Source organism: Asanoa ferruginea (genome assembly GCF_003387075.1).
Taxonomy (GTDB): Bacteria; Actinomycetota; Actinomycetes; order Mycobacteriales; family Micromonosporaceae; genus Asanoa; species Asanoa ferruginea.
In genome coordinates this window covers 6,893,483-6,915,978 of sequence record NZ_QUMQ01000001.1, presented here as the reverse complement: position 1 = coordinate 6,915,978, position 22,496 = coordinate 6,893,483, and the positions used below count along the sequence as shown (strand labels likewise).

Below are 22,496 nucleotides of genomic sequence, written 5' to 3'. Positions count from 1 at the left end.
GAGGTACGGCATGAGAAGGAGCAGGTTCGCGGCCGTGGCGGCGGTCGCTTTGACGGCCTCGCTCGCCCTGGCCGGTTGCGGTCGCGACTCGGGCGGCGGGCAGGACGAGGCCAAGACGGTTGCCGAAGGCAAGGCCAGCGGCGAGATCACCGTCTGGGCGATGGGCACCGAAGGCGAGAAGCTCGCCGAGTTCGCCAAGGAGTTCTCGGTCGAGAACCCCGACGCCAAGGTCAACGTGACCCCGGTGCCGTGGGACGCCGCGCACCAGAAGATCGCCAGCGCCATCGCGGCGAAGCAGACGCCCGACGTGTCGATGATCGGCACCACCTGGCAGGGCGAGTTCGCCAAGACCGGGGCGCTCGACCCGACGCCGCCGGACCTGATCAAAAAGGACGACTTCTTCCCCGGTGCCTGGGACACCACGATCGTCGACGACACCTCCTACGGCGTGCCGTGGTACGTCGAGACCCGCGGCATCTTCTACCGCAAGGACCTGGCCACCGCGGCCGGCTTCCCGGACGGCCCGAAGACCTGGGACGACCTGACCGCGATGGCCACGAAGATGAAGGCCAACGGCGTGCGGGAGGGCTTCCACCTCCAGCCCGGCAAGACCGGTAGCTGGCAGTCGGTGATGCCGTTCGCGTGGTCCAACGGCGCCGAGGGCGTGACCGCCGACAAGCTGTCGTTCGACAGCCCGGAAATGACCGAGGCACTGGCCTACTACCAGTCGTTCTTCAAGAGCGGGCTGTCCGCGAAGGACCTGCCCGACGGTGCGCTGGAGCCCGACTTCGTCAGCGGCAAGATCGGCGCGTTCATCTCCGGGCCGTGGCACATCGGCCTGCTCGAGGAGAAGGGCGGCGCCGGCTTCGACCAGAAGTTCGCGGTCGCGCCGATGCCGACCAAGAAGACCGGCACCTCGTTCATCGGCGGCAGCAACCTGGCCGTCTTCAAGGACGCCAAGAACCGCGACGCCGGCTGGAAGTTCGTGCAGTGGCTGAGCAAGCCCGACGTGCAGGTCAAGTGGTATCAGGCGGTCAAGGACCTGCCGGCCGTGCAGTCGGCGTGGGACGACAGCACGCTGTCCGGCGACCCGTTCCTCAAGGTGTTCGGCAAGCAGTTGGAGGACGCCAAGGCGCCGCCGGCGATCCCGACCTGGGAGCAGATCGCGGCCTCGTTCGACCTCGAGGTCGAGAAGCTCTGCAAGTCGAATGTGGACGCCGCGACCACGGCGAAGACGATCCAGCAGAAGGCCACCGCCATCGGAACCGGGAGCTGACGTGACCAGCGCCCCCGTGGCGCCGGCTCCGGTGCGGCCGGTCGGGACCACTCCCGACCGGCCGGCCGGGTCGATCCGGCGGCGGCAGCGCCTGCGGCGGGCGCTGACCGGCTGGGCCTTCTCCGCGCCGTACACCATCCTGTTCCTGGTCTTCATGGCCGTGCCGGTGGTGATCTCGCTCGTGATGAGCTTCACCGACCTGCGTTCCACCGACCTGCGCAACCCGTTCGCGGTCAACTTCGTCGGCCTCGACAACTACACCAGGCTGTTCTCCGACGACCTGTTCCTGCGCTCGTCGCTCAACACGCTGGTGTTCGTCGTGATCGGCGTGCCGCTGACCATCGTGCTCGCGCTGGCCGCCGCGACCGCCCTCAACTCGGGCCTGCTGCGCTTCCGGGGGCTGTTCCGGGTCGGCTTCTACCTGCCGGTGGTGACCAGCATCGTGGCGGTCGCGGTGGTCTGGCGGTTCCTGCTGGACCCCGAGGTCGGCCTGGTCAACAACCTGCTCCGGGTGGTCGGCGTCGACGGGCCCAACTGGCTCTTCGACACCAAGCTGGCCCTGCCGTCGCTGATCGTGATGGCGGCCTGGCGCAACTTCGGCTTCCTCATGGTGGTCTTCCTGGCCGGACTCCAGGCGGTGCCGGCCGACCTCTACGAGGCGGCGACGCTCGACGGCGCCAACCGGTGGCAGCAGTTCCGCAACGTGACGCTGCCGATGCTGCGGCCGACGCTGCTCTTCGGCGGCGTGGTGACCGGCATCGGCTATCTCCAGTTCTTCGAGGAGCCGTTCGTGATGACCCAGGGCGGCCCGCTCTCGTCGACGCTGTCGGTGTCCTACCACATCTACAACCAGTTCGGCTTCGGCAACTACGGCTACGCGGCCGCCGGCAGCTACGTGCTCTTCGTCGCGATCGTCGCGCTGTCGGTCATCCAGTTCCGCTTCCTGGGGGAGCGCAAATGACCACAATAGACAGAGCTGGGGTACGCGGCCGCGACCGCGTCGCCAAGGCAGTCCTCTACGCGATCCTGTCGGTCGGGCTGCTGGTCGTGGTCGGCCCGTTCGTGTGGATGGCACTCTCCTCGCTCAAGCCCGAGGGCGAGATCCGCTCGGTGCCGCCGACCTGGCTGCCGCAGACCTGGACGCTCGACAACTTCCGCGACCTGTTCTCCCGGCTCGACTTCCCGCTCTACTTCTTCAACTCGGCCTTCGTCGCCCTCGCGGTGACGGCGGGCAACCTGCTCTTCTGCTCGCTGGTCGGCTACGCCCTGGCCAAGTTGCACTACCCCGGCAAGCGGCTGCTGTTCCTGGCCGTGCTCGGCATGCTGATGGTGCCCGGCATGGTGACCTTCGTTCCGCAGTTCGTGCTGGTCAGCAACATGGGCCTGACCAACTCGTACGCCGGCTTGATCCTGCCCTTCCTGGTCGGTCCGTTCGGCGTGTTCCTGATGCGCCAGTTCCTCCAGTCGATCCCCGACGACCTGATCGAGGCCGCCCGGGTCGACGGGGCCGGCGAAATGCGGATCTTCTGGCGGGTGGTGCTGCCACTGTGCCGGCCGGCGCTGGCCACGCTCGGGATCCTCACGTTCCTCGCGTCCTGGAACAACTTCCTCTGGCCCCTCGTGGTCGCCAGCACGGAGGACAAATACACGCTGCCGGTCGCCCTGGCGCTCTACAGCATCGGGCAGAACCGCACCGACTTCGGCCTGCTCCTGGCCGGCGCCGTCGTGGTCGTGCTGCCGGTGCTGATCGTGTTCATCGTCCTCCAGCGGCACTTCATGCGCGGCATCGCGACCACCGGACTCAAGTAAGGAGACTCATGCGACGCATCCTCGCTCCACTCGTCGCGCTCGCGTTGGTGTTGGCCGGCGGCTCAGCCGCGGTGGCCTCTGACGCGCGCGGAGCCGACCGCACGCTGACCGCCTATGCCAAGGACACCTGGCGGTCGATGGTCGCGATGACCGACCCGCGCACCGGGCTGGTCGCCGACAACATCACCGGAGACCTGCGCACCCCGTCGACCTACACCTCGCCGACCAACATCGGCGGTTACATGTGGTCGGCGGTGGTGGCCCGGGAGCTCGGGTTCATCTCCCGCAAGGAGGCCCGCGACCGGATCAGCAAGACGCTCGACACGCTCGGCCGGCTCGACCACCACGACGCGTCGGGCATGTTCTACAACTGGTATGACCCGCGCGACGGCTCGGTCGTGCACGTCTGGCCCGACGACGGCAGCACCATCTACCCGTTCCTGTCCAGCGTGGACAATGGCTGGCTGGCGGCGTCGCTGCGGGTGGTCAAGGGTGCGGTGCCGGAGCTGCGCGGCAAGGCCGACGCGATCCTGTCGAAGATGAACTTCGGCTTCTACTACAACCCGGCGGCGTCGACGCCGTTCGGTGCCAGCGGTTTGATCGCCGGCGGGTTCTGGGACGCGGCGCCGCCCGGCTGCTCGTTGCCGCGCGACGGGGTCTGGTTCACCTGCAACCACTACGACATCACGGTGACCGAGCCGCGGATCGCCACCTACCTCGGCATCGGGGCGGGCCAGATCCCAGCGGCGGCCTACTTCCACACCATGCGCACGCTGCCGGACACCTGTGACTGGAGCTGGCCCGAGATGAAGCCGGTCGGCTTCGACACCACCTACCAGGGTGTCCGGGTCTTCGAGGGCGCTTACCAATATCGCGGCATCCAGTTCGTGCCGAGCTGGGGCGGCGACATGTTCGAGGCCCTCATGCCCGACCTGTTCGTGCCCGAATCCGCCTGGGCACCGAATAGCTGGGGCCGCAACCACCGCGCGACCGTGGCGGGCCAGATCGAGCACGGGCTCAACGACGCCGGCTACGGCTACTGGGGCTTCTCCCCCGCCAGCAACCCCAAGGGCGGCTACACGGCGTGGGGCGTCGACGCGATGGGCATGGACACCGACGGCTACCCGTCCGACATGGAATTCTCGAAGTACGACGCCGGCTTCGGCGAATGCCGCCCGGCCGGTCCCGCACCGTCCTACGGCGACGGGGTGGTGACGCCGCACGCGGCGTTCCTCGCTCTCCCCTATGCCAAGGGCCCGGTGGTCTCCAACCTGGCCGCGCTGAAGACCAACTTCGACTCTTACGGTCCGGGTGGGTTCTATGACGCGATCGCGGTCGGCAGCGGCACCGTGGCCAAGCGCTACCTGTCGCTCGACCAGGCCATGATCATGGGTGCGCTCGGCAACGAGCTCTCCAACGACCTGATCCGCCGCTCGTTCGTCGACAAGCGCTTCGAGCAGAAGATCCGGCCGCTGATCGGTCAGGAGACGTTCAACATCCCGGCCAACCAACCCCTGCCCCAGCTGCGTGGGGCGGGCGCATGACGGTCGGCGACATCGCCACGCAGGCGCGGGCACAGTGGGTAGCGTTGATGGGCAGCGGCGGTGCGCAGGACCGCGCGCCAGGCGAGCCCGACGCGGCCGACCTGCCCGCGCCGACGGGGCTCGTCGCGCTCACCGGCCGCGGCCAGGTCACGCTGCACTGGGACCCGGTCGAGGGCGCCATCGGGTACGCCGTGCACCGCGCCACCAGCCCCACCGGCCCGTTCACGGTCGTCGACCACGGCGGCGGTGATGTGCTGGCGGTGCCTCATGGGCCGTATGCGGACACGACGGTGGAGCCGGAACGCGAATACTGGTATGCGGTGGCCCCGCTGGCCACCGTGACGGCGATGGGTCCACTGTGTATGCCGGTGCCCGGTGCCGCGGTAGGCCCTTCTTCCTCCGTCGCGCCGCTGCTCCTCTCGGTGTCCGCCGGGGGCGACGCGGGTGCGTTGGCCCGGCCGTGGCGTTTCATGGTCGGGTCGGAGCACCTCTCGCATCTGCTGTCCACGGATCGCACCGGCGGGCGGGAGATCGGCGCTGAGCTGCGGGAGGCGTTGGCCCGCACGCACTCCGCGTTGGGCGTCGAGACCGTGCGGGCGCACGGGATCCTGTGTGACGATCTCGGGGTCTACTCTCTGGCCGCCGACGGCTCGGCTGTCTACGACTGGACCGGGATCGACCAGGTTTATGACACGGTGCTGGCCTTGGGCATGCGCCCGATCGTCGAGCTGGGCTTCATGCCTCGCGATCTGGCGAGCGACCCGTCCCGCACGGTGTTCACCTACGGCGGCATTATTTCGCCACCGAAAGACTGGTCCGCCTGGGGCGATCTGGTCCAGGCCCTGGTCTCGCACCTGGTTTCCCGCTACGGCCTGGAGGCGGTCCGCGACGGTTGGGCGTTCGAGGTGTGGAACGAGGCCAACCTGTCGGTGTTCTGGTCGGGCACGCCGGCCGAATACTGGCGGCTCTACGAGGTCGCGGCCCGCGCGGTCAAGTCCGTTGACCCGGGCTTGCGGGTCGGCGGCCCGGCGACGGCCGCGGTCGGCTGGGTGTCGGAGCAACTCGAGGTGGATGCCCCGGTCGATTTCCTCTCCACCCACATCTACGGCAGCCCGCCGTTGGACCTGCGCGGAATCAACGCGGACCTGCCGTTGTGGTGGACCGAGTGGGGCGTGACGGCGACACACGGCAACGAGGTCAACGACATGGTCTTCGCGGCGACGTTCCTGCTCCGCGGGATGCGCTCAGCAGCCGGCCGCATCGAATCCCTGGCGCCGTGGGTGGCCTCGGACCACTTCGAGGAGCTGGGCCGCCCGCCCCGCTTCCTACACGGCGGTTTCGGCCTGCTGACGGTAGGAAATCTGGCAAAGCCCAAATTCTGGGCGCTGTGGCTGGCCCAGAAGCTGGGCGACACCGCGGTGCCGGCGTCGATGTCGGGCGACGGTGCCGACAGCCTGGTCGAATCGTGGACGGCCCGCGGTCACGACGGGAGGGTCGGCGCGCTGATCTGGAACGGCACGCTGGACCACTCGAAGCGGGATGGTTCGGAAGTCCTGGACCGCTCTGTCACGCTGCGCTTCGACGGCCTGTCTGAAGGCCGCTTCGAAGTGCGGCAGTGGCGGGTCGACGCCGAGCACGGCAACGTGGCCGCGCGGTGGCAGTCGATGGGCGGCGGCGACTGGCCCACCGAGGAGCAGTGGGCCGAACTGACGGCGGCCGACCACCTACCGGAGGCGACCGAGATGTCGATCGTGGAGCCCGAGGGTGGCGTGGTGGAGTTGACGATCGACCTGCCAAACCCGTCGATCGCCTTCGTCGAGCTGACGCCAGTCGGCTAGCACGCACAGCGAGCGCCCGGCCCTCACGACCTTGGGGCCGGGCACTCGCCGTCTTCGCCTTGGGCTAAATGTCGCGCGGCGGCCCATTCGGCGCGGCGGCCGAGCGCAGGGCGAGCCGCCATCTTGGCCGTGCCCCAAGCGCCCACACCGCAGCGCCCAGGCGGCGCGGCCGACAAGCGGGGGCGAGCCCTCGCCGTCTTCGCCCTGGACCAAGGTCCGCCCTGCGGCAACCGGTCCCGGCGAGCGCGGGCCTCGCGGTGCTTGGCCCTGGGCCAAGCGCCCACACCGCAGTGCCCATTCGGCGCGGCCCACTAGCGCGGGCGAGCCCTCGCCATCTTCGCCCTGGACCAAGGTCCGCCCTGCGGCAACCACTACGGGCGAGCACTGCGCGGGCCCCTCGCCGCGCTCGGCCTTGAGCCAGGCGTCCGCCACGCGGCGCCCGTTCGGCGCGCAGGCAAACGCAGGCAGGCGCCCGCCGTGCTCGGCCTTGAGCCACCCGTCCACCCCGCGGCGCCGTTCGGCGCGCAGGCGAACCCAGGTAGGCGCCCGCCATGCTTGGCCTTAAGCCACCCGTCCACCCGCGGCGCCTTTCCGGCGCGCAGGCGGAGCGCAGGGTGGGCCCTCGTCCGCCTTGGCGCTCGGCCAAGCGGCCGCGCCGCGGCTGCCGGTCCGGCACGGCGGCCCGTGCAGCGGACGGTCGCGGTGCAACGGCCTCCGTCTCGGCTACTTCGGACCCATGCCCGCTGCGGATCTGCCGGCGCACCCGCCACCGATCAGCTCACGGTCGCAGTGCCAGCTTGCCCACGGTGGCGCGGGCTTCGAGTTCCGCTAGCGCCTTCGGGCCGTCGGCCAGTTCGTAGATGGTCGGCTGGCCCGGGCCGAGCACCCCCGCGGCGAGGAGGCCGAACAACTCGCCCATCACCTCACCGAAGAGCTGGGGTGCGGCCTGGATCAGCATGCCGATGTTGAGGCCGATCACATGGATCTGGTGCTTGTAGACTAGGTCCCAGTTGGTCAGCGCCGTCTCCCCGCCGGGCAGGCCGTAGACGACGACCCGGCCGGTGACCCGCTTCGCCACCGCCAGGCTGGCGTCCAGGGTGGCGCCACCGACCGACTCGAGCACCAGGTCGACGCCCCCGGTCAGCCGCATGACCTCGGCGGCCAGGTCGCCGCGGCGGGAGTCGACGACGTGGTCGGCGCCCAGCGCGCGCACGAGGTCGTGCTTGCCCGGCGACGCCGCCGCGATCACCGTTGCGCCGTAGTGTTTGGCCATCCGCACGGCCGCTTGCCCGGTGCCGCCTGCGGCCGCGTGGATCAGCACCGTCTGGCCCGCCGTGACGCCGCCCAACGGTCTGAGAGCCGCCAGCGCCGTCGGCCAGTTGACCACCAGGCCCAGCGCCTGCTCGTCGGTCCAACCCGCCGGCACCGGGACCGCGCCGGCCGCGGGCAGCACCAGGTATTCGGCGAACGCGCCGCCGCGGACGCCGACGCCGATCACGTGGGCGCCGGGCGCCAGGCCGGTCACGCCGGCGCCCACCGCGACGACCTCGCCCGCGCCCTCGATGCCCGCCAGATAAGGCGGCTGCGGGCCACCCGCGAACGTGCCGCGGGACTGCGAGATGTCGACGAAGTTGACGCCCGCGGCGGTGACCCGGATCAGCACCTCCCCCACACCCGGGGTCGGGACCGGGGCGTCGGTGATCAGGCGCAGGTCGGTCGGGCCGTTCAGTGACGTCTGCTGCAAGGCGCGCATGGTCTCGGGAACGCTCATCAGACTCGGCTCCTATTTGTTTTTCGAACGATAAATAAACCCTACGGGGTGCGTCAAGGTAAACTGGGTCGAACGCCAAACAAAGTAGGGAGACGGATGGCCAGTCGCGGCAGGCCGCGCACCTTCGACCCGGACATCGCGCTGCGCCAGGCGCTGGACGTGTTCTGGGAGCGCGGCTACGAGGGCACCTCGATCAACGACCTCGCCGAGGCCATGGGCATCGCCTCGGCGAGCATCTACGCCTGCTTCGGCAGCAAGGAAGACCTGTTCCGCAAGGTCATGTTGCTCTACGGCACGACCTCGGGCGCTCCACCGCGGCAAGCGCTGCGCGACCAGCCGACGGCGCGCGCCGCCATCCACGAGATGCTGCGCGCCACCGCCGATCAGGTCACCGGCACGGACACGCCGCACTACTGCATGCTCATCCTCGCCGCCCCCACCGGCGCCGTGGAAAACCATCCGGTCCGCGAGTTCCTGGCCGACCTCCGGCGCGACATGTTCGCCACCATCAGAGACCGACTGGCCCGTGGCGTCACCGACGGCGACCTGAACGCGCCCGCCGCTGGCATCGACGCTGTCGCCCGCTACTACACGACGGTGGTGCAGGGCCTGTCCCTGCAGGCCCGCGACGGCGCCAGCCGCGCCGAGTTGGAAGCGGTCGTCACCTGCGCGATGGGCGCCTGGGAGGCACTTACGGTCTAGGGACCTTGCGCAACTCGTCGACGGCATACCTGGCCACGGCCTCGACCTTCTTCACGCCGTCGGCCTGGGTCTTGTCGTGGTTGGACAGCACCGCCACGAGCCAGTCATGCCCCGGCTCGACGAGGCGGCCGATCGTGTTGACCTGCCAGTCGGCGTTGTAGGTGTCCCAGCCGTTCTTGAGGTAGACCCGCGTGGTCGGCAGGCCAGCCGCGGAGACACCCCAGGCCTGGTCCGCTTCGACCTGGCTCATCAGGTCGAAGAGGTAGGTCCGGCTGTCGTCGTCCAACGGACCCTGCTCGTCCGTGAGCGAGGTGAGCAACCGGATCTGGTCGGCCGCCGTCGTGGTGGTGACCCCCCATCCCGCTTGAGGCAACGTCTCCGTCATGCCGAACACCTTGTTCGCCGCGGTCAGGCCGGCTTTACCTCCGATCCGGCGATACAACGCGGTCGCGGCGACATTGTCGCTCGCGGTGATCATCTTCTTGGCGGCGCTCCGGTCGGCGTCGGTGATCGTCAGAATCCGTTGCTGCGCATAGAGCAGCAGGGCGGCCAGGATGTCGACCTTGACGATGCTCGCGGTCTGGAAGCGCCCGGTCCCGACGGTCAGCGCGACCCCCGACGTGCGGTCCCGCACGGCCACCGAGAGGTTCCCGACGTCCGCCACATACGCCGCGACCTTGGTGCGGGCCGCCGCCAGCTGGTCGGGCGTGGACACGCGACCCGCGGCCTCGGCGCCCGCGTGACGAATGGCGCCCGCCCCGGCCACACCGCCTCCCGCGACCGCCAGCACGGCCGCGGCCAGCAGTCCGCGCCGGGACAGCCCGCGCTCGTTCATGGAGTCCCCGCCGGCGGGATCGTGGTCATCGGCGACGTGCCCAGCGTCTTCCCGGCGGCGTCGAGCGCGTCGGCCACGACGAAGACGGCCGGGCCCGGGAACGGGGCCGCGGTCTCGAAGCCGGCGCGGTCGACCGTGGCCGCGGCGGCGAGTTGATCAGGTCGCAGGCCGGCACGGATCCGCCAGCGTTTGACCTCGGTCGCGCCGTTCCAACTCGCGTAGGCGGTGACCGCCTCGCCGGCGTTGCGGACCGCCGCCACCATCGGCTGGTCGGTGGGCGTGCCGGACCAGTCGAACTTGTACGCCCGATAGGAGCCGTTGTCCGCCGGCAGCGCGCCGGTGGCGACGAGGGTGCCGTCGGCGGCGTACTCCGTGAAATGCGGTTGCTGTCCCCAGCCGACCAACGAGCCGCCGCCGGGCAGTTCCTGCACCGAACCCTGGCTCGGCGCCAGCAGCCCGCCCGGATAAGCCAGCGCGCGGACCAGCGTGGCGGTGCGCGCGGTCTCGTCGACCCGGAGGATCAGGCCGCGCGACGCGGAGGAGCGGGTGGTGATGCCGGCTTCGTTGTCGAAGAGGCCGAGGGTGCCGTCCGAGCGGCGCCGGGCGTCGTGCTGCCATGCGAACGCCGTGTCGGCGCCCATCTTGAAGTCGCTCTTCTTGCCGCCCAGACGCCAACGGATGGCGCCCGACCCACGGTCGATCTTGTAAATCGTCCAGGTGTGCCGGGCCGACATCAGCAGCGTGCCGTCGTCGTCGACGGTCAGCGAGTTGGCGTGCAGGTAGTCATAGGGAATCCGGGCGGTCGCCCCGGCCGGTGGCGGCGCGTAGGACTCGTCGAGCCCGATGTGGTCGCGACCACGCCAGCGGAACAGGATCCTGCCGGTCGCGATGTCGATCTCGTAGATCACCCCGTCGACCAGCGAGGCCTGTGCCGGCCCGCCAACCGGGGACAGATCGGCCGCGACCGGCTCGTAGCAGAAGAAGATCGCACTGCCCTGCGGCGTGATCACCAGGTCATGCTGGTCGGCCGGCGTCGGCCCGGGCGCCCGGAGCCGGCGGATCTCCTGGTAGCTCCGGTCGACGATGACGAACTCGCCGGCCCCGATCCCGTACTTCGGATCGATCGTCCCTTCCCACCAGGTGATCACCGGTTCGCCGGCGAGCCGCTGCACCCGCGCGTCGATCGCGATCACCCCGGGCCCGGTGACCTGCTTGAACCAGACCGGCTGGCCGGCGCCATCCACGAGCAGCGGGCCACGACCACCCAGGCCGGCCGCCGGGGTGAGGAAGACCAGCCCGCTGGCCGTCGACCCTTTGGTCCGCAGATCAACAACCGGAATGGCGAGGTCGGGACGGGTACGGAACGCGCTGAGCGCGGCGGTCGGTGCGGGCGATTGGGCGGGCGCGGTGCGGCCGGCGCGGCCCAGCGCGAAGCCGCCGCCGCCGAGCGCTCCGGCCGCGACCAGGCCGCCGCCGCCCACGAGCAGGCGGCGCCGGGTCACCAGCGGGAATGCGTTGTCGGTCATCGGAATACACCCTGCCGTGCCCGGCTGACCGGAAACCGGGGAGAACCTGTCCGTTGGCTGAACGCGATCACCGGACCGCCATAGCCCCGCGCACCGAAGTGGCTTAGCGTTACGGCCGTGCCCCCCACCGAACCGGGCGCGCTGCGCGAGCGGCTGCGCCGCACCCTCCGCGACGCCCTGCGGGCCCGCGATGCCGTGGCTGCGGGCGCGCTCCGCTCGGCGATCGCCGCGATCGACAACGCCGAGGCGGTGCCGGCGCTCGGGAGGTCGACCCGGCCCCTCGGTGCGGTGGGCCTGGGCGCCACCGAGGTGCGCCGGCGCGAGCTCGACGCGGAGGAGATGGTGCGGATCGTCCGCTCCGAGGCGGCGGACCGGATGGCGGCGGCCGCCCAGTATGAACGCCTCGGCCAGATCGACGCGGCGGCCCGGATGCGGTCGAGCGCCGAACTCCTCGCCGCGATCGTCGACGCGAGCTGAGTCAGCGATCAGCCGCGCGCCGCCGTCGCCGCAGCAGCACCACGAGAACCACCAACGCCGCCACTCCCAGCACCAGGAGAATGACCGCCGCCGTCCGCAGCGGCGACAGCGGCAAGAGAGCCGCGTCGACGTCGAGCGGCGTGCTCCGCGGCACCAGGTCGGCCGCGAGCTGGAAACCACCGACCGCGCCGGACGGGAAGCGGACCATCGTGGTCAGGCTGCGGCCATCGACGGACCTCCTGGTCACCTCGCTTGTGGAGGCCACGTAGAGCGCGTCGCTGCCGTCCCAGCCGAGCACCTTGTCGTCGGGGCCGAACGCGATCGTCGCGGGCTCCGCCGACCGCACGCCGAGCGACCCGCCACGGAAACTCAGTCGGCGGATGTTTCCCAGGTATTCCCCCACCACGAGCAGCATCGGCGGGACGCCCGCGACGGCTGGGCGATCGGGTTCCGGCGACGGGCGCAGTCCCAAGGTCGCGACCTCGCTGCACCGGGCGACCGGGCCGTCGACCGCGACCGGATCGGCCGGCGCCGGCTGCTCCAGCCGGTAGAGCCGCAGCGTGCAGCCCGGCTCGGCCCCGGCGGATACGAGCACGCTCGCGCCCCACGTCGTGAACGCCGCCAGGACGCGGCCGCGGCCGGTGTCCGGCCGGGAATCGGCGACCCGGACGAAGTCGCGGGTCTCCAGGTCGAGCACGCTCACGCCGGCCGGGCCCGCGCCGTTGTCGGTGGGTGTGGCCTGCGTCGCGAACGCCACTCGGCGGCTGTCGGGTGACCAGGCCAGCGGACGGAGCGCCGCCGTCGGGTCGACGGGGTAGTGCTCGACCCGGCCCGTGCGCAGGTCGACCACGTCGACCACGCCCGTCACGGCCGTCGGATCGCTCAACACCACCGCGAGGCCGTCGGGTGACAGCAGCGCGGCGTCCGTCTGGTCGGCGGGGTCAAGATCGCGATAGCTGACCCCGTCGGTCGCGAGCACGACCTTCCGGCCGTTCCGGGTGAACAGCGCGATCGCCCGGCCTGGAGGGTCCTTCGACACCGTGGCGCTCTCCGACGCACCGGCCACGTAGGTAGGCAGCCGGTATGGCGTGAACTCCGTTCCGCCCGGGGTCGGGCGCGGAACGGTCAGGGCCACCGTCGCACCCATGACGATCGCGAAGACGGCCATGGTCGCGATCGCCGCCGGCCACATCCGGGCCACCCGGCGCCGGTTGCGGCGCCGCACGCGGGCGCGGGCCCGGACGGCACCGGACGGCGGTGGCTCCACCGGGATCGCGTCGACGGCGGCCCGGATGCTCTCCGCGACGTGCTGTTCGGAGATCATCGGTCCTCCAGGTGTTCCTGCATGTGTGCCAGGCCGCGGTGCAGGAGCGACTTGGCCGTGCCGACCGGGCAGTCGAGCGTCTCGGCGACCTCCGCCACCGAGAGATCGAGGTAGTAACGCAGGAACAGCGCCATCCGGTAACGCGGCGTCAGCCGCGAGAGCGCGACGCGGACGGCGACGGTCCGTGGATCGGGCGGCACCGCCGGCGGCTGGTCGAACGTGCCGGCATGCCGGCGCTCGAGGATCCGGCGCCGGATCCAGGACGAGCACCGGAACACCACCGACTTGCGCAGGTAGGCGGCGGGCGAGTCAACCTGGTCGATGCGGCGATACCACTCGACGAAGACGTCCTGCACGACGTCTTCGGCGGCCGGCATGCTGCCGATGGTCACGTAGGCGAGCCGGATCAACGAGGCATAGTTCGCCGCATAGACCACATCGAACACATCGGCCCGCGCGCCCGTCTCCACCACCACCACACATAGTCCTCCGAGGACCGGGTTTCGTTGCACCCGTTCGGAAGCCTTCTAGGCGGCTTGTTCCCACGCACCGGTGGCCGCGGTGTCGCGGGCATAGTCGGCGAACTCGCGGGGATCGCGGCCCAGCGCTTCCCGGACACCAGCGGTCGGTTCGACGTTGCGGCCGTCGAGGACCTCGCCGAAGAGATAAACGATCAAACCGATCTCTTCTTCGGGTACGCCGTAGCCGCGCAACTCACCCGCATAAGCGTCCAGCGGCACCGGCACGAACGTCACCTCCCGGCCACTGGCCTTGGCGAGTTCCCGGGCCGCCTCCGCAAAGGTCAGAGCTCGCGGCCCGGTCACCTCGTAGACCCGGCCGGACGGCGCGGACCCGGTCAGCGCGGCCACCACCACGTCGGCGATGTCGTCGCAGTCGACGAACGGCTCCGGCACCTCGCTGGCCGGCAGGACCAGCGTCCCGTCGCGCACCCCGTCGGCCATGAACGCCTCGCTGAAGTTCTGCATGAACCAACTTGCCCGGACCACCGTCCAGGTCGTGCCGGTGCCGGCCACCGCCGCCGCGAGCGCCGCCTCGCTGGCCTGCGCCTCTTCCTCACCGCGCCCCGACAGCAGCACGAGGTGCGCGACCCCGGCGTCGACCGCCACCCGGGCCAGGTCGCCGATCATTGCCGGGCTGCCCGGCACGGCGAGGTCCGGATAGAAGGTGACGTAGGCGGCCCGGACGCCGTCGAACGCGGGTGCCCAGGTCGACCGGTCGGCCCAGTCGAAGCGCCGCGTGCCCTTACGCGAACCGATGCGGACCGGGAGGCCGCGCGACGTGAGCCGATCCGCGACCCGTCGGCCGGTCTTGCCGGTGCCACCGATAACCAAAAATGTCATGGGTCGAGTACAACCCGGGCGGGCGCGCGCCTGAATGGCTCAGACGCTCGCCCGCATACGCGTGCGTCTCAGGAAGGCGGCACGTAGCCGAACTCGACGATCCGCTGCGCCGACGCCGCGTAGGCGCCGGGATCGTCTGGCGCGAACGTGCCCAGACCGTCGACGTAGCGGTTGAACATGCAGAACGCGGCCGCGATCAGCACGGTGTCGTGGATCTCGACGTCGGTCGCACCGGCGTCGCGCGCGGCCGCGACCAGCGCCGGTGTCACCGCGCGGCCGTCGTCGCGCACCGCGGCCGCGATCCGCAGCAGCATCCGCAGCTTGGCCGAGATCGGCGCGGTGTCGGGGTCGGCCCGCACCTGCTCGACCAGCGCCATGCCCGGCGCGAGCTGCGCCGCGGCGAACGCGGAGTGCGAGTCGCGGCAGAAGTCGCACTCGTTGAGCGCCGACACCTGCGCGGCGATCAGCTCCCGCTCACCCCGCGACAGCGAGTTGGGCGCCCGGAGCAACGCGTCGGCGAGCGCGTTGAGCGGCCCGGCGGTCTGCGGCCGGAACCGCATGAGCCCGGTGATCCCGGGCGCTTCCTTCTCGTCGAACCCTAGATCGATGTGTGCGATGACGTCCCTCCCAATTGTCTTACGGCAGCCATCAGCAGGCGCCAGAAGGAATCCACCCGCAGCCCGACCCCGACGGCGTTGGCGACACGTCCGGTGCGGTGGTGCAGGTCGACGACGGTGGCGCCGCGGGTGTGCGTCCCGGTGAGCTCGACGGCGACCGGGGCCGCGACGGTCCGGACGACCGACGCGTCGATGACGGCCGCGACCGCGACCGGATCGTGCACCGGTGGATCCGGGAACCCGAACTCCCGGAGATAGGTGCCGGCGAAGAACGTCATCAGGTCGGCGCAGACCGCGCCCAGGCGGCTGCCCATCCTGCGGAACTCCGCGATGATCTCCGGGGTCGCGCGGGCCTGGTGCGTGACGTTGAGCCCGATCATCGTGGTCGGCAGCCCCGACCGCAGCACGATGTCGGCCGCTTCGGGATCGGTGACGATGTTGAACTCGCCGTAGGGCGTCGTGTTGCCGCGCTCCGTCGAGCCGCCCATGAAGACGACCCGGCGGATCCGCGGCATCACCTCCGGATGGCGACGCAGCAGCAGCGCGACGTTGGTCAGCGGCCCGGTGGCGATCAGGGTGACCGGCTCGGCGGCATCGGCGAGCAGCCGGCGCATCAGCTCGACCGCGTGGACGGCCGCGACCTCGGCGACCGGCACGTCCACGTCGGGCCCGTCGAGCCCGGTCACACCGTGGATGTTGGCGGCCACCACGAGCTCGCCGACCAACGGCCGGTCGCAGCCGGCCGCGACCGGGATGCCGGTGACGCCGGCCAGGGCGAGCACCTTCAGCGCGTTGTGTGTCGTCTTCTCCAGCGTCTGGTTGCCCGCGACGGTCGTGACGCCGAGCAGCCGCAACCGGGGGTCGCCCGCGCCGAGCAGCAGAGCGAGGGCGTCGTCGTGTCCCGGATCGCAATCGATGATCACCGGACGAGCGGCGGACGCTCTCACCAGGCGAGCTTATCGGCCCGTCCGACGGTGCGCAGAGGCAACAATGCGCCCGCAGCGGATTGACGCACACCACCGTGGGGGAACAGGGTGGGTCGATGCGCGTACTGGGCCTGAGCTCCGGCACCTCGCACGACGGCATCGACGCGGCGCTGGTCGACTTCTCCCTGCCGCCGGGCGGCGACACGCTTCGGGCCCGGCTGCTGCACCACGCGACCACGCCCTACGAGCCGGCGCTGCGGGCCGCGATCCTGGCCGCGCTGCCGCCGCACAAGGTCGGCCTCGGTGACGTCTGCGCGCTCGACACCCGGCTCGGCCACGCCTTCGCCAGGGCGGCCACCTCGGCGCTCGACGCGGCCGGCCCGGCCGAGCTGGTCTGCTCGCACGGGCAGACGCTGTTCCACGCCGCCACCGACGGCACCCTCCAGCTTGGTCAGCCCGCCTGGATCGCCGAGCGGACCGGCCTGCCGGTGGTCGCCGACGTGCGGGTGCGCGACGTCGCCGCGGGCGGCCAGGGCGCGCCGCTGGTGCCGGTGCTCGACCTCATGTTGCTGGCCGGGCGGGAAGGCCGATGGGGTGCGGTCAACCTCGGCGGCATCGCCAACCTCACCGTCGCGGTCCCGGACGAGACCTGCGCCTACGACACCGGTCCCGGCAACGCGTTGATCGACGCCGCCGCGCTCGCCGTGACCGGTGAGCCCTACGACCGCGGCGGTGCGCTGGCCGCCAGCGGCACGGTCCGCACCGAGCTGCTCGACCGGCTTCTCGTCGAGCCCTACTACGCGCGCAACCCGCCGAAGTCGACGGGCAAGGAGCTGTTCTCCGCGGCCTATCTCGACGGTGCCGGCGGCTACCAGCCCGCCGACCTGCTCGCCACCCTCACCGAGCTGACCGCGGCCACGGTCGGCGCCGAGCTCCGCCGGCACCGGCTCGACCACGTGCTGGTCTCCGGCGGCGGCGTACGCAACCGGACACTGCTGAAGCGGCTCGCCGCCCGCGCGCCCGGCGTGACGTTCGTGCCCTCCGACGAGTTCGGGCTGCCCGCCGACGCGAAGGAGGCGGTGCTCTTCGCGCTGATCGGCTGGCTCACCTGGCACGGACTGCCGGGTGCGGTGCCGTCCGCCACCGGCGCCAACGGCGGGCGGCTGCTCGGCGCCGTCACCCCCGGCGCCGCGCCGCTGCGGCTGCCGGCTCCGCTGACCACCCTCCCCCGGCGGCTGGAGCTGGAATAGTCGTCAGGGTGCGTGGTCGGCGCTGTGCGGCGCCACCGTGCCGTCGGCGTTGAGCACGTGCAGCATCGTCGACATGCCCTGGTCCGAGTGGAACTGCATGTGACAGTGCAGCATCCAGTTGCCAGGGCCGACCGAGTCGCCGGCGATGATCTGCAAGCCGAACGAGTCGCCCGGGCCGAGCGTCTTGTTGTCGATCACCGCTACCGAGTTGACCAGTGACTTGTCGGTGCCGTCGAGCGTTCCGGTGCGGGTGTCGGCCCACGAGTGCCCGTGCAGGTGGAACGTGTGCACGTCGTTGCCGATCCCGATGACCACGAACTCGATGCGCTCGCCGGGCTTGGCGATCAGGCAGGTCGGGCCGGCCACCGGTTTGGTCGCGGCGCACGTGTCGGTCGCGGCACCGCGCCGCAGATTGATGGACTGGCGGTCGCCGAACGCGGTCACGTAGGTGCGGGCCGGCTTCACGTCGCCCTGGCGGCGCACGATCAGCGCGCCGAACAGGCCCGAGCTCATGCCGGCCGTGCCGTGCGGACCGCCGACCATGTGGTCGTGATACCACCAGTAGCCGGCGGTGCCCTGCGCGCCGGTGGTCGGGTCGCGGGGCTTGGCATACCAGAAGTAGGTGCGCTGGCCGCCGGGCGCGACGTAGGACTTGTTCTCCATGGTGCCGTCCGACGACGCGGTGTATTTGACGCCGTGGGCGTGCAGCGACACCGCGAGCGGGTGGGCGCTGTTGCCGCGCAGTGATTGCAGGGTCGCCGACGACACGTTGTTGTGCAGGGTGATGGCGAGGCACTCGCCCTCGGTCATCTCGATCGTCGGGCCCGGGTAGGAGGCTGACTTCGCCGCCAGGCCGTAGCCCAGCCGGACCTGCTTGGTCACCGGGTCCTTGGCCAGCTCGACCGCGTAGAGCTGGATCGTCCGGTTGGGCTTGGCGCAGCCGTCGGGCTGGGCGGCGGGCGCCGCCGCGACCGCGTGTCGTGCCGGCACCGCGGCGGCTGGACCAGCGATCGGAGCAGCGGCCGGCTGCGCACCGAAGCGCAGGAGCCCGGCACCGAACAGCGTCACGGCGAACACCGCGACGGCCATCACCCGGGGTGCGCTCGCCCAGCTCAGACGTGAGATTTCCTTTTTCGCACGTTGCACGTCCGAGCCTACGACGGCGGCAAGGACCAGCAACGGAGCCGCGCCGATAACCCACAATGACCGGGTACGGGTGGATACCCGTACCCGGTCACCAAGGTTGGATCAGTAGGTGCGCACCCGCACGTTGCGAATTTCGATCAGGTCGTTGTTGCTGTGGTTCTGTAGACCGATGTAACCGCTGATGAACTGGCGCAGGTCGGTCGGCGGGTCACCCGCGCGAGACGACGCCTTGCCCGGCGTGTTGTCGAACTCGTTGATCACCACGCCGTTGCGGATCATCGTGAAATGCTGGCCGACCACGCGGATCTCGTAGTCGTTCCACACGTTCTTCGGCGTCGCGCCGGCCTGGGCCAGCGTGTTCGGGTCGAAGTTGTAGACCGAGCCGGTCTTCTGCGGCTCGCCCGTCTCACCGTCATAGATCTGGATCTCGTGTCCACAGTAGATCGCTACCCAGGCCTGCGACGACCGTGCCGACCCGACCGTGCCGCAGCTTCCCGGCGGCCGCTGCTCCAGCGGGGTACGCGGGTCCGGGAACCTGACGAACACACCGCCGTTGGCCCGGAAGCCCTCCGGCGCGATGTCCTTGAACTGGAGCCGGATGGAGTAGTCCGCGAACTGCTGGTCCGCGTACCACAGCATGCCGAGCCCGCCGGTGCTGCGGATCGAGCCGTCCGGTCGCAGGCCGAACCCACCGCTGGGCGCCTGCCGCCAGCCGGCCAACGAGTAAGCCGTGCCGTTGAACAGGGTCTGGTAGCCGTTGGTGGCGCCGATCGGCGACTGGGTGCCGACCCGCCGGAGCGTGTTGGCCTCCTTGGTGTCGACGACGTGCGACGCCGTCAACTCGGCGATGACCGTCTCGAGGTGGTCGGCGAACGCGCCCCGGTTGGGCCAGGTCGTCTCGTCGTCGATCAGGTCGTTGATCGTGCAGCCGCCGCCGACCTGCCGGTTGGCCACCTCGGTGTCGGTCTCCAGCATGTAGACCGTCGGCCGGGCGTCGGGTGCGACGCAGCCCGCGGTGACCGGGATCGTCGCCGTGACGACCTCACCGTCGGCGTAGGTCACCTTCAGCTTGGCCTGGAAGGTGCCGTAGCGCTTGTAGGTGTGGTTGGGGTGCGGTGCGGTGGAGCCCTTGGTGCCGTCGCCGAAGTCCCACTCCCAGGCGACGCCGCCGACCCGGTTGCTGGAGAAGGCGATGGTCCGGGGCGTGCTCGGGGTCGCCGAGATCGCCGTGGCCGAGGCGGGGTTCGGGGTCGCCTGGCCACCCTGGTAGGTGATCCGGATCAGCTTCTGGTTGCCGTGCAGGGTGAAGAAGCCGCCGCCATAGTCGAGCATGTAGAGCGCGCCGTCCGGGCCGAACTTGGCGTCCATCCACGACTGGAGCTGGGTGGTGCCGTTGCTGCCCGGCGGGATGATCCGGCGCAGGTCCTCGGCGAACGCGGGCGCGCCGGCCGAGGTGGCGGTGTCGGGGTTCACCTGGATGGCGACCCGGTTGTTGCCGTTGGACTCGTCACCGATGAACCACTTGTTCTCCCAGTAGGCCGGCCAGGCGACGCCGCTGTTCACGTCGACCTGCGAGCGGTGGTAGGTCGGGCCGTCCATGATGGCCTGGCCGCCGCCACTCAGGTAGGGCTGGGTGTAGGTGGTCTCCGACTGCACGTAGGTCGGCAGGCCGCTGCCGTCGGTCCGCTTCGGGAAGACCGGGCCACCGCCCTGCGGCGAATACCAGATCATGTTGTCGCGGACCGGCGGGAGGTTGACCAGACCGGTGTTGCGGGGCGACTCGTTCTTCGGGTTGTCGCAGTCATACCAGCCGGTCAGCACGCTCGCGTCGGTCGTGCTGCGGTCGCGGTAGGGCTGCCGGTTGCCCATGCAGTAGGGCCAGCCGTGGTTGCCGGGCTGAGTGATGATCGTCGCGGTCTCGTACTTCGCCGGCCCCAGTTCCGGGCTCGGTGCGCCGGCGTCGGGGCCGACCCACGCGGCGGTCAGCCAGTGGTTGGCCTTGTCCCAGGCGATCCGGGCGATGTTGCGCACGCCCATCACGTAGATCTCCGGGCGGGCCTTGCCGCCACCGCCCTCCTGGCCGGTGAACAGGTTGCCGTCGGGGATCGAGTAGGTGCCGTCGGCCTCCGGGTGGATCCGCAGGATCTTGCCGTTGAGGTTGTTGGTGTTGCCGGCGGTGCGCCGCGCGTCCTGGAACGACAGGCCGGCGAACTCCTCGGTCCAGTTGTTGCCCGAGTAGCCGTCGGAGCCGCCGGACGAGTTGTTGTCACCGGAACCGATGAACAGGTTGCCGGACTCGTCGAAGGTCATGCCGCCGCCGGCGTGGCAGCAGCTGTGGATCTGGGTGTCCCAGTGCAGCAGGTCCTTGCGGGTGGCCTGGTCGATGCTCTGGGTCGCCTTGTCGTAGGTGAACCGGGACACCGTCCGCTGGCCGACCCGCTTCTCCCGGTCGATCGACTCGTGCGGCATCCAGAACACGTAGAACCAGCCGTTGTCGGCGAAGTTCGGGTCGAGCGTGATGCCGACCAGACCTTCCTCGTTCTTGACCAACTCGCTGCCACTGCCCCGGTTGCCCATCACCTTGAGCGTGGTGAGGAGCTTGACCTGTTTGGTACGCGGATCCCAGGAGTGGATCGTGCCGCAGCCGAGCCCCACGTTGGGGTTGTTCCAGTCGACGACGGGCCCGGTCGGGCAGGCCGCCTTGCCGATGTAGAAGACGGTGCCGTCCGGCGCGATGGTCAGGCCGTGCGGCTCGCCGATCTGGTCGAGCTGGCCGGGCTGGTTGGCCGCGGTCAGCCGTTCCACCTTGTAGTTGGACGCGATGGTCGCCTGGCAGTCACCGCGCACCAGGCCGGTGGTCCACTGGATCGCGCCGAGCAGGTGGCCGAGGAACCTGGTGTCGGTGGTGTAGCTCGCGTCGGTGCGCCCCATGCCGGTGTAGAAGGAGCGGCCGCCGTCGTAGTCGCGGCACCAGGAGATCGGGTGGAAGGCACCGTTGCCGCTGAGCCCGGCGTTGTAGGTGTTCTCCTGGACCTGGGCGATGGTCTGCACGTTGCCGGTCGGGTTCGGGTCCCAGTTGATCCACTGGTCCGAGCGGGTCCAGGTCAGCGGCAGGCCCTTGTTGGCCGGGTGCTGGCGGTCGGTCACGCTGACCGTCGCCTGCTGCACGTTGCTCTCCGGCGGCGGCCCGGCGTCGGGGCCGATCAGCCACAGCTCGGCGAGCTGGATCAGCGGCTCACCGCTGTTGGCCGAGATGTCCAGCCGGTAGTACTGGTAGGCGGTGGTGTTGGTGAACGAGAACTGCCGGGTCTGGAACCGTTGCGGGAACACCTCGTTGGTCCGGGTGTCCAGGTCGGTCCAGCTCTGCCCGTCGTTGGAGCCCTGTAGCTTCCAGTTCTTCGGGTCGCGGCCGGGGAAGTCGTTGGCCGAGGTGAGCGCGTAGCGGTTGACCACGGTCGGGGAGGCCAGCTTGCCCTGCGCCCAGCCGGTGTTGGTGCGCACCAGCCACTTGGTGCCGGTCGAGCCGTCGAAGAGCTGAGCGATGCCCTCGTTGGGCGCGTTCTCACCGCTCGCCGCGCGCTCGACGACCTTCTCGGCGTTGGGCAGGCTCGGTGCCGGCCGGGTGCCGATCAGCCCGGTGAACCACTCGGAGCCGGGCTGCGCGCGGGCCGCGTCGTGGACGCCGACGAAACCGCCGCCACCCTTGACGTACGCCTGGAAAGCCGCCTCCTGCGCGTCGTTGAGCGTGACGCCGTTGGCGGACAGGAACACGACGCCGCGATATTTGGCGAGGTTGTCGGCGGTGAACACGGTCGGGTCACTGGACACCTTGACGGTGAAGCCGTTGTCGGTGCCGAGCTTGCGCACCGCGGCGACCGCCTTGGCGACCGGGTCGTCCTGCTGGTCGGTCGGGCCGTGGAAGACCAACACGTTGACGGCGTTGGCACCCCAGGTCGGCGCCACCGCGGCGGCGGCCGGTGCGGATGCCGGCCCGGACAAGATGCCGAGCGTCAGCACGGCCGCCGACACCAGCGCGAACGCGCGGCGTAGCGCCGTTGCGGCGACCCGGCGCCGCTTTCGGTGGGCCATTCCTG

Annotated in this window: 18 protein-coding genes; 8 read left to right on the top strand and 10 right to left on the bottom strand. The window is 70.6% G+C overall.

Features of this window, described 5'->3' with window-relative positions:
• The first annotated feature begins 10 nt into the window (after positions 1-10).
• From DFJ67_RS32270 to DFJ67_RS32250, 5 genes are read left to right on the top strand one after another with little or no spacing between them, the layout of a single operon-like run.
• Positions 11-1,276 (top strand): sugar ABC transporter substrate-binding protein, encoded by a 1,266-nt coding sequence (locus DFJ67_RS32270; RefSeq protein WP_116072000.1) that lies wholly within the window; start codon positions 11-13, stop codon positions 1,274-1,276.
• A 1-nt stretch (position 1,277) separates the two neighbouring features.
• On the top strand, positions 1,278-2,237 hold the full coding sequence (locus tag DFJ67_RS32265) for a carbohydrate ABC transporter permease (protein ID WP_239097413.1): 960 nt from the start codon (positions 1,278-1,280) through the stop codon (positions 2,235-2,237).
• The gene (locus DFJ67_RS32260; RefSeq protein WP_116071996.1) at positions 2,234-3,085 is read left to right on the top strand and encodes a carbohydrate ABC transporter permease; all 852 of its coding nucleotides are present in this window, start codon (positions 2,234-2,236) and stop codon (positions 3,083-3,085) included. Before DFJ67_RS32265 ends, DFJ67_RS32260 begins: the two co-directional genes overlap by 4 nt.
• An 8-nt stretch (positions 3,086-3,093) precedes the next feature.
• Positions 3,094-4,629 (top strand): glucoamylase family protein, encoded by a 1,536-nt coding sequence (locus DFJ67_RS32255; RefSeq protein ID WP_116071994.1) that lies wholly within the window; start codon positions 3,094-3,096, stop codon positions 4,627-4,629.
• Complete coding sequence (locus DFJ67_RS32250) at positions 4,626-6,467, top strand: GH39 family glycosyl hydrolase (protein WP_116071992.1); 1,842 nt, start codon at positions 4,626-4,628, stop codon at positions 6,465-6,467. The genes DFJ67_RS32255 and DFJ67_RS32250 overlap by 4 nt, the downstream gene beginning before the upstream one ends.
• A 778-nt stretch (positions 6,468-7,245) precedes the next feature.
• Here DFJ67_RS32250 and DFJ67_RS32245 read toward each other — a convergent pair.
• Entirely contained in the window at positions 7,246-8,238 is a 993-nt protein-coding gene (locus DFJ67_RS32245; protein WP_116071990.1) for an NADPH:quinone oxidoreductase family protein, read from the bottom strand.
• A gap of 96 nt (positions 8,239-8,334) precedes the next feature.
• Between DFJ67_RS32245 and DFJ67_RS32240 the strand changes: the two genes are divergently transcribed.
• Complete coding sequence (locus DFJ67_RS32240) at positions 8,335-8,940, top strand: TetR/AcrR family transcriptional regulator (protein WP_116071988.1); 606 nt, start codon at positions 8,335-8,337, stop codon at positions 8,938-8,940.
• Here DFJ67_RS32240 and DFJ67_RS32235 read toward each other — a convergent pair.
• Positions 8,930-9,775, bottom strand: coding sequence for a serine hydrolase (locus tag DFJ67_RS32235; RefSeq protein ID WP_116071986.1), 846 nt, complete (start codon positions 9,773-9,775; stop codon positions 8,930-8,932). The two genes, DFJ67_RS32240 and DFJ67_RS32235, sit on opposite strands and share 11 nt — an antisense overlap.
• Complete coding sequence (locus DFJ67_RS32230) at positions 9,772-11,301, bottom strand: arylsulfotransferase family protein (RefSeq protein ID WP_116071984.1); 1,530 nt, start codon at positions 11,299-11,301, stop codon at positions 9,772-9,774. The genes DFJ67_RS32235 and DFJ67_RS32230 overlap by 4 nt, the downstream gene beginning before the upstream one ends.
• Positions 11,302-11,418: 117 nt before the next feature.
• On the opposite strand from DFJ67_RS32230, the gene DFJ67_RS32225 reads away from it, so the two are divergent.
• Positions 11,419-11,778, top strand: coding sequence for a hypothetical protein (locus DFJ67_RS32225; RefSeq protein ID WP_203783968.1), 360 nt, complete (start codon positions 11,419-11,421; stop codon positions 11,776-11,778).
• 1 nt (position 11,779) lies between these two features.
• Here DFJ67_RS32225 and DFJ67_RS43005 read toward each other — a convergent pair whose 3' ends face one another.
• The 5 genes from DFJ67_RS43005 to DFJ67_RS32200 all read right to left on the bottom strand — a co-directional run bounded on the left by DFJ67_RS43005 (position 11,780) and on the right by DFJ67_RS32200 (position 16,027).
• Positions 11,780-13,102: a hypothetical protein gene (locus DFJ67_RS43005; RefSeq protein ID WP_170216082.1), complete on the bottom strand. Its 1,323-nt coding sequence runs from the start codon at positions 13,100-13,102 to the stop codon at positions 11,780-11,782.
• Positions 13,099-13,578, bottom strand: a complete 480-nt coding sequence (locus DFJ67_RS32215) for an RNA polymerase sigma factor (RefSeq protein ID WP_239097414.1) — start codon at positions 13,576-13,578, stop codon at positions 13,099-13,101. Before DFJ67_RS32215 ends, DFJ67_RS43005 begins: the two co-directional genes overlap by 4 nt.
• A 51-nt stretch (positions 13,579-13,629) precedes the next feature.
• A complete protein-coding gene (locus DFJ67_RS32210) occupies positions 13,630-14,463 on the bottom strand; it encodes an NmrA family NAD(P)-binding protein (protein ID WP_116071980.1) in 834 nt (277 codons plus the stop codon).
• Positions 14,464-14,531: 68 nt separating this feature from the next.
• On the bottom strand, positions 14,532-15,080 hold the full coding sequence (locus tag DFJ67_RS32205; RefSeq protein WP_116076883.1) for a carboxymuconolactone decarboxylase family protein: 549 nt from the start codon (positions 15,078-15,080) through the stop codon (positions 14,532-14,534).
• Entirely contained in the window at positions 15,062-16,027 is a 966-nt protein-coding gene (locus DFJ67_RS32200; RefSeq protein ID WP_239097415.1) for a nucleoside hydrolase, read from the bottom strand. The genes DFJ67_RS32205 and DFJ67_RS32200 overlap by 19 nt, the downstream gene beginning before the upstream one ends.
• Before the next feature lie 95 nt (positions 16,028-16,122).
• Here DFJ67_RS32200 and DFJ67_RS32195 point away from each other — a divergent pair, with 95 nt between their 5' ends.
• Positions 16,123-17,256: an anhydro-N-acetylmuramic acid kinase gene (locus DFJ67_RS32195; protein WP_116071976.1), complete on the top strand. Its 1,134-nt coding sequence runs from the start codon at positions 16,123-16,125 to the stop codon at positions 17,254-17,256.
• 3 nt (positions 17,257-17,259) lie between these two features.
• On the opposite strand, the gene DFJ67_RS32190 is transcribed toward DFJ67_RS32195, so the two are convergent.
• Together DFJ67_RS32190 and DFJ67_RS32185 are read right to left on the bottom strand one after the other, a co-directional pair.
• Entirely contained in the window at positions 17,260-18,402 is a 1,143-nt protein-coding gene (locus DFJ67_RS32190; protein WP_147315683.1) for a multicopper oxidase domain-containing protein, read from the bottom strand.
• A 102-nt stretch (positions 18,403-18,504) separates the two neighbouring features.
• Positions 18,505-22,491: a ThuA domain-containing protein gene (locus tag DFJ67_RS32185; RefSeq protein ID WP_116071972.1), complete on the bottom strand. Its 3,987-nt coding sequence runs from the start codon at positions 22,489-22,491 to the stop codon at positions 18,505-18,507.
• Positions 22,492-22,496: the final 5 nt, after the last annotated feature.

Coding starts and splice junctions, on each gene's coding strand:
- DFJ67_RS32270 (WP_116072000.1), top strand. CDS start 11: ATGAGAAGGAGCAGGTTCGCGGCCGTGGCGGCGGTCGCTTTGACGGCC.
- DFJ67_RS32260 (WP_116071996.1), top strand. CDS start 2,234: ATGACCACAATAGACAGAGCTGGGGTACGCGGCCGCGACCGCGTCGCC.
- DFJ67_RS32255 (WP_116071994.1), top strand. CDS start 3,094: ATGCGACGCATCCTCGCTCCACTCGTCGCGCTCGCGTTGGTGTTGGCC.
- DFJ67_RS32250 (WP_116071992.1), top strand. CDS start 4,626: ATGACGGTCGGCGACATCGCCACGCAGGCGCGGGCACAGTGGGTAGCG.
- DFJ67_RS32245 (WP_116071990.1), bottom strand. CDS start 8,238: ATGAGCGTTCCCGAGACCATGCGCGCCTTGCAGCAGACGTCACTGAAC.
- DFJ67_RS32240 (WP_116071988.1), top strand. CDS start 8,335: ATGGCCAGTCGCGGCAGGCCGCGCACCTTCGACCCGGACATCGCGCTG.
- DFJ67_RS32235 (WP_116071986.1), bottom strand. CDS start 9,775: ATGAACGAGCGCGGGCTGTCCCGGCGCGGACTGCTGGCCGCGGCCGTG.
- DFJ67_RS32230 (WP_116071984.1), bottom strand. CDS start 11,301: ATGACCGACAACGCATTCCCGCTGGTGACCCGGCGCCGCCTGCTCGTG.
- DFJ67_RS43005 (WP_170216082.1), bottom strand. CDS start 13,102: ATGATCTCCGAACAGCACGTCGCGGAGAGCATCCGGGCCGCCGTCGAC.
- DFJ67_RS32210 (WP_116071980.1), bottom strand. CDS start 14,463: ATGACATTTTTGGTTATCGGTGGCACCGGCAAGACCGGCCGACGGGTC.
- DFJ67_RS32195 (WP_116071976.1), top strand. CDS start 16,123: ATGCGCGTACTGGGCCTGAGCTCCGGCACCTCGCACGACGGCATCGAC.
- DFJ67_RS32185 (WP_116071972.1), bottom strand. CDS start 22,491: ATGGCCCACCGAAAGCGGCGCCGGGTCGCCGCAACGGCGCTACGCCGC.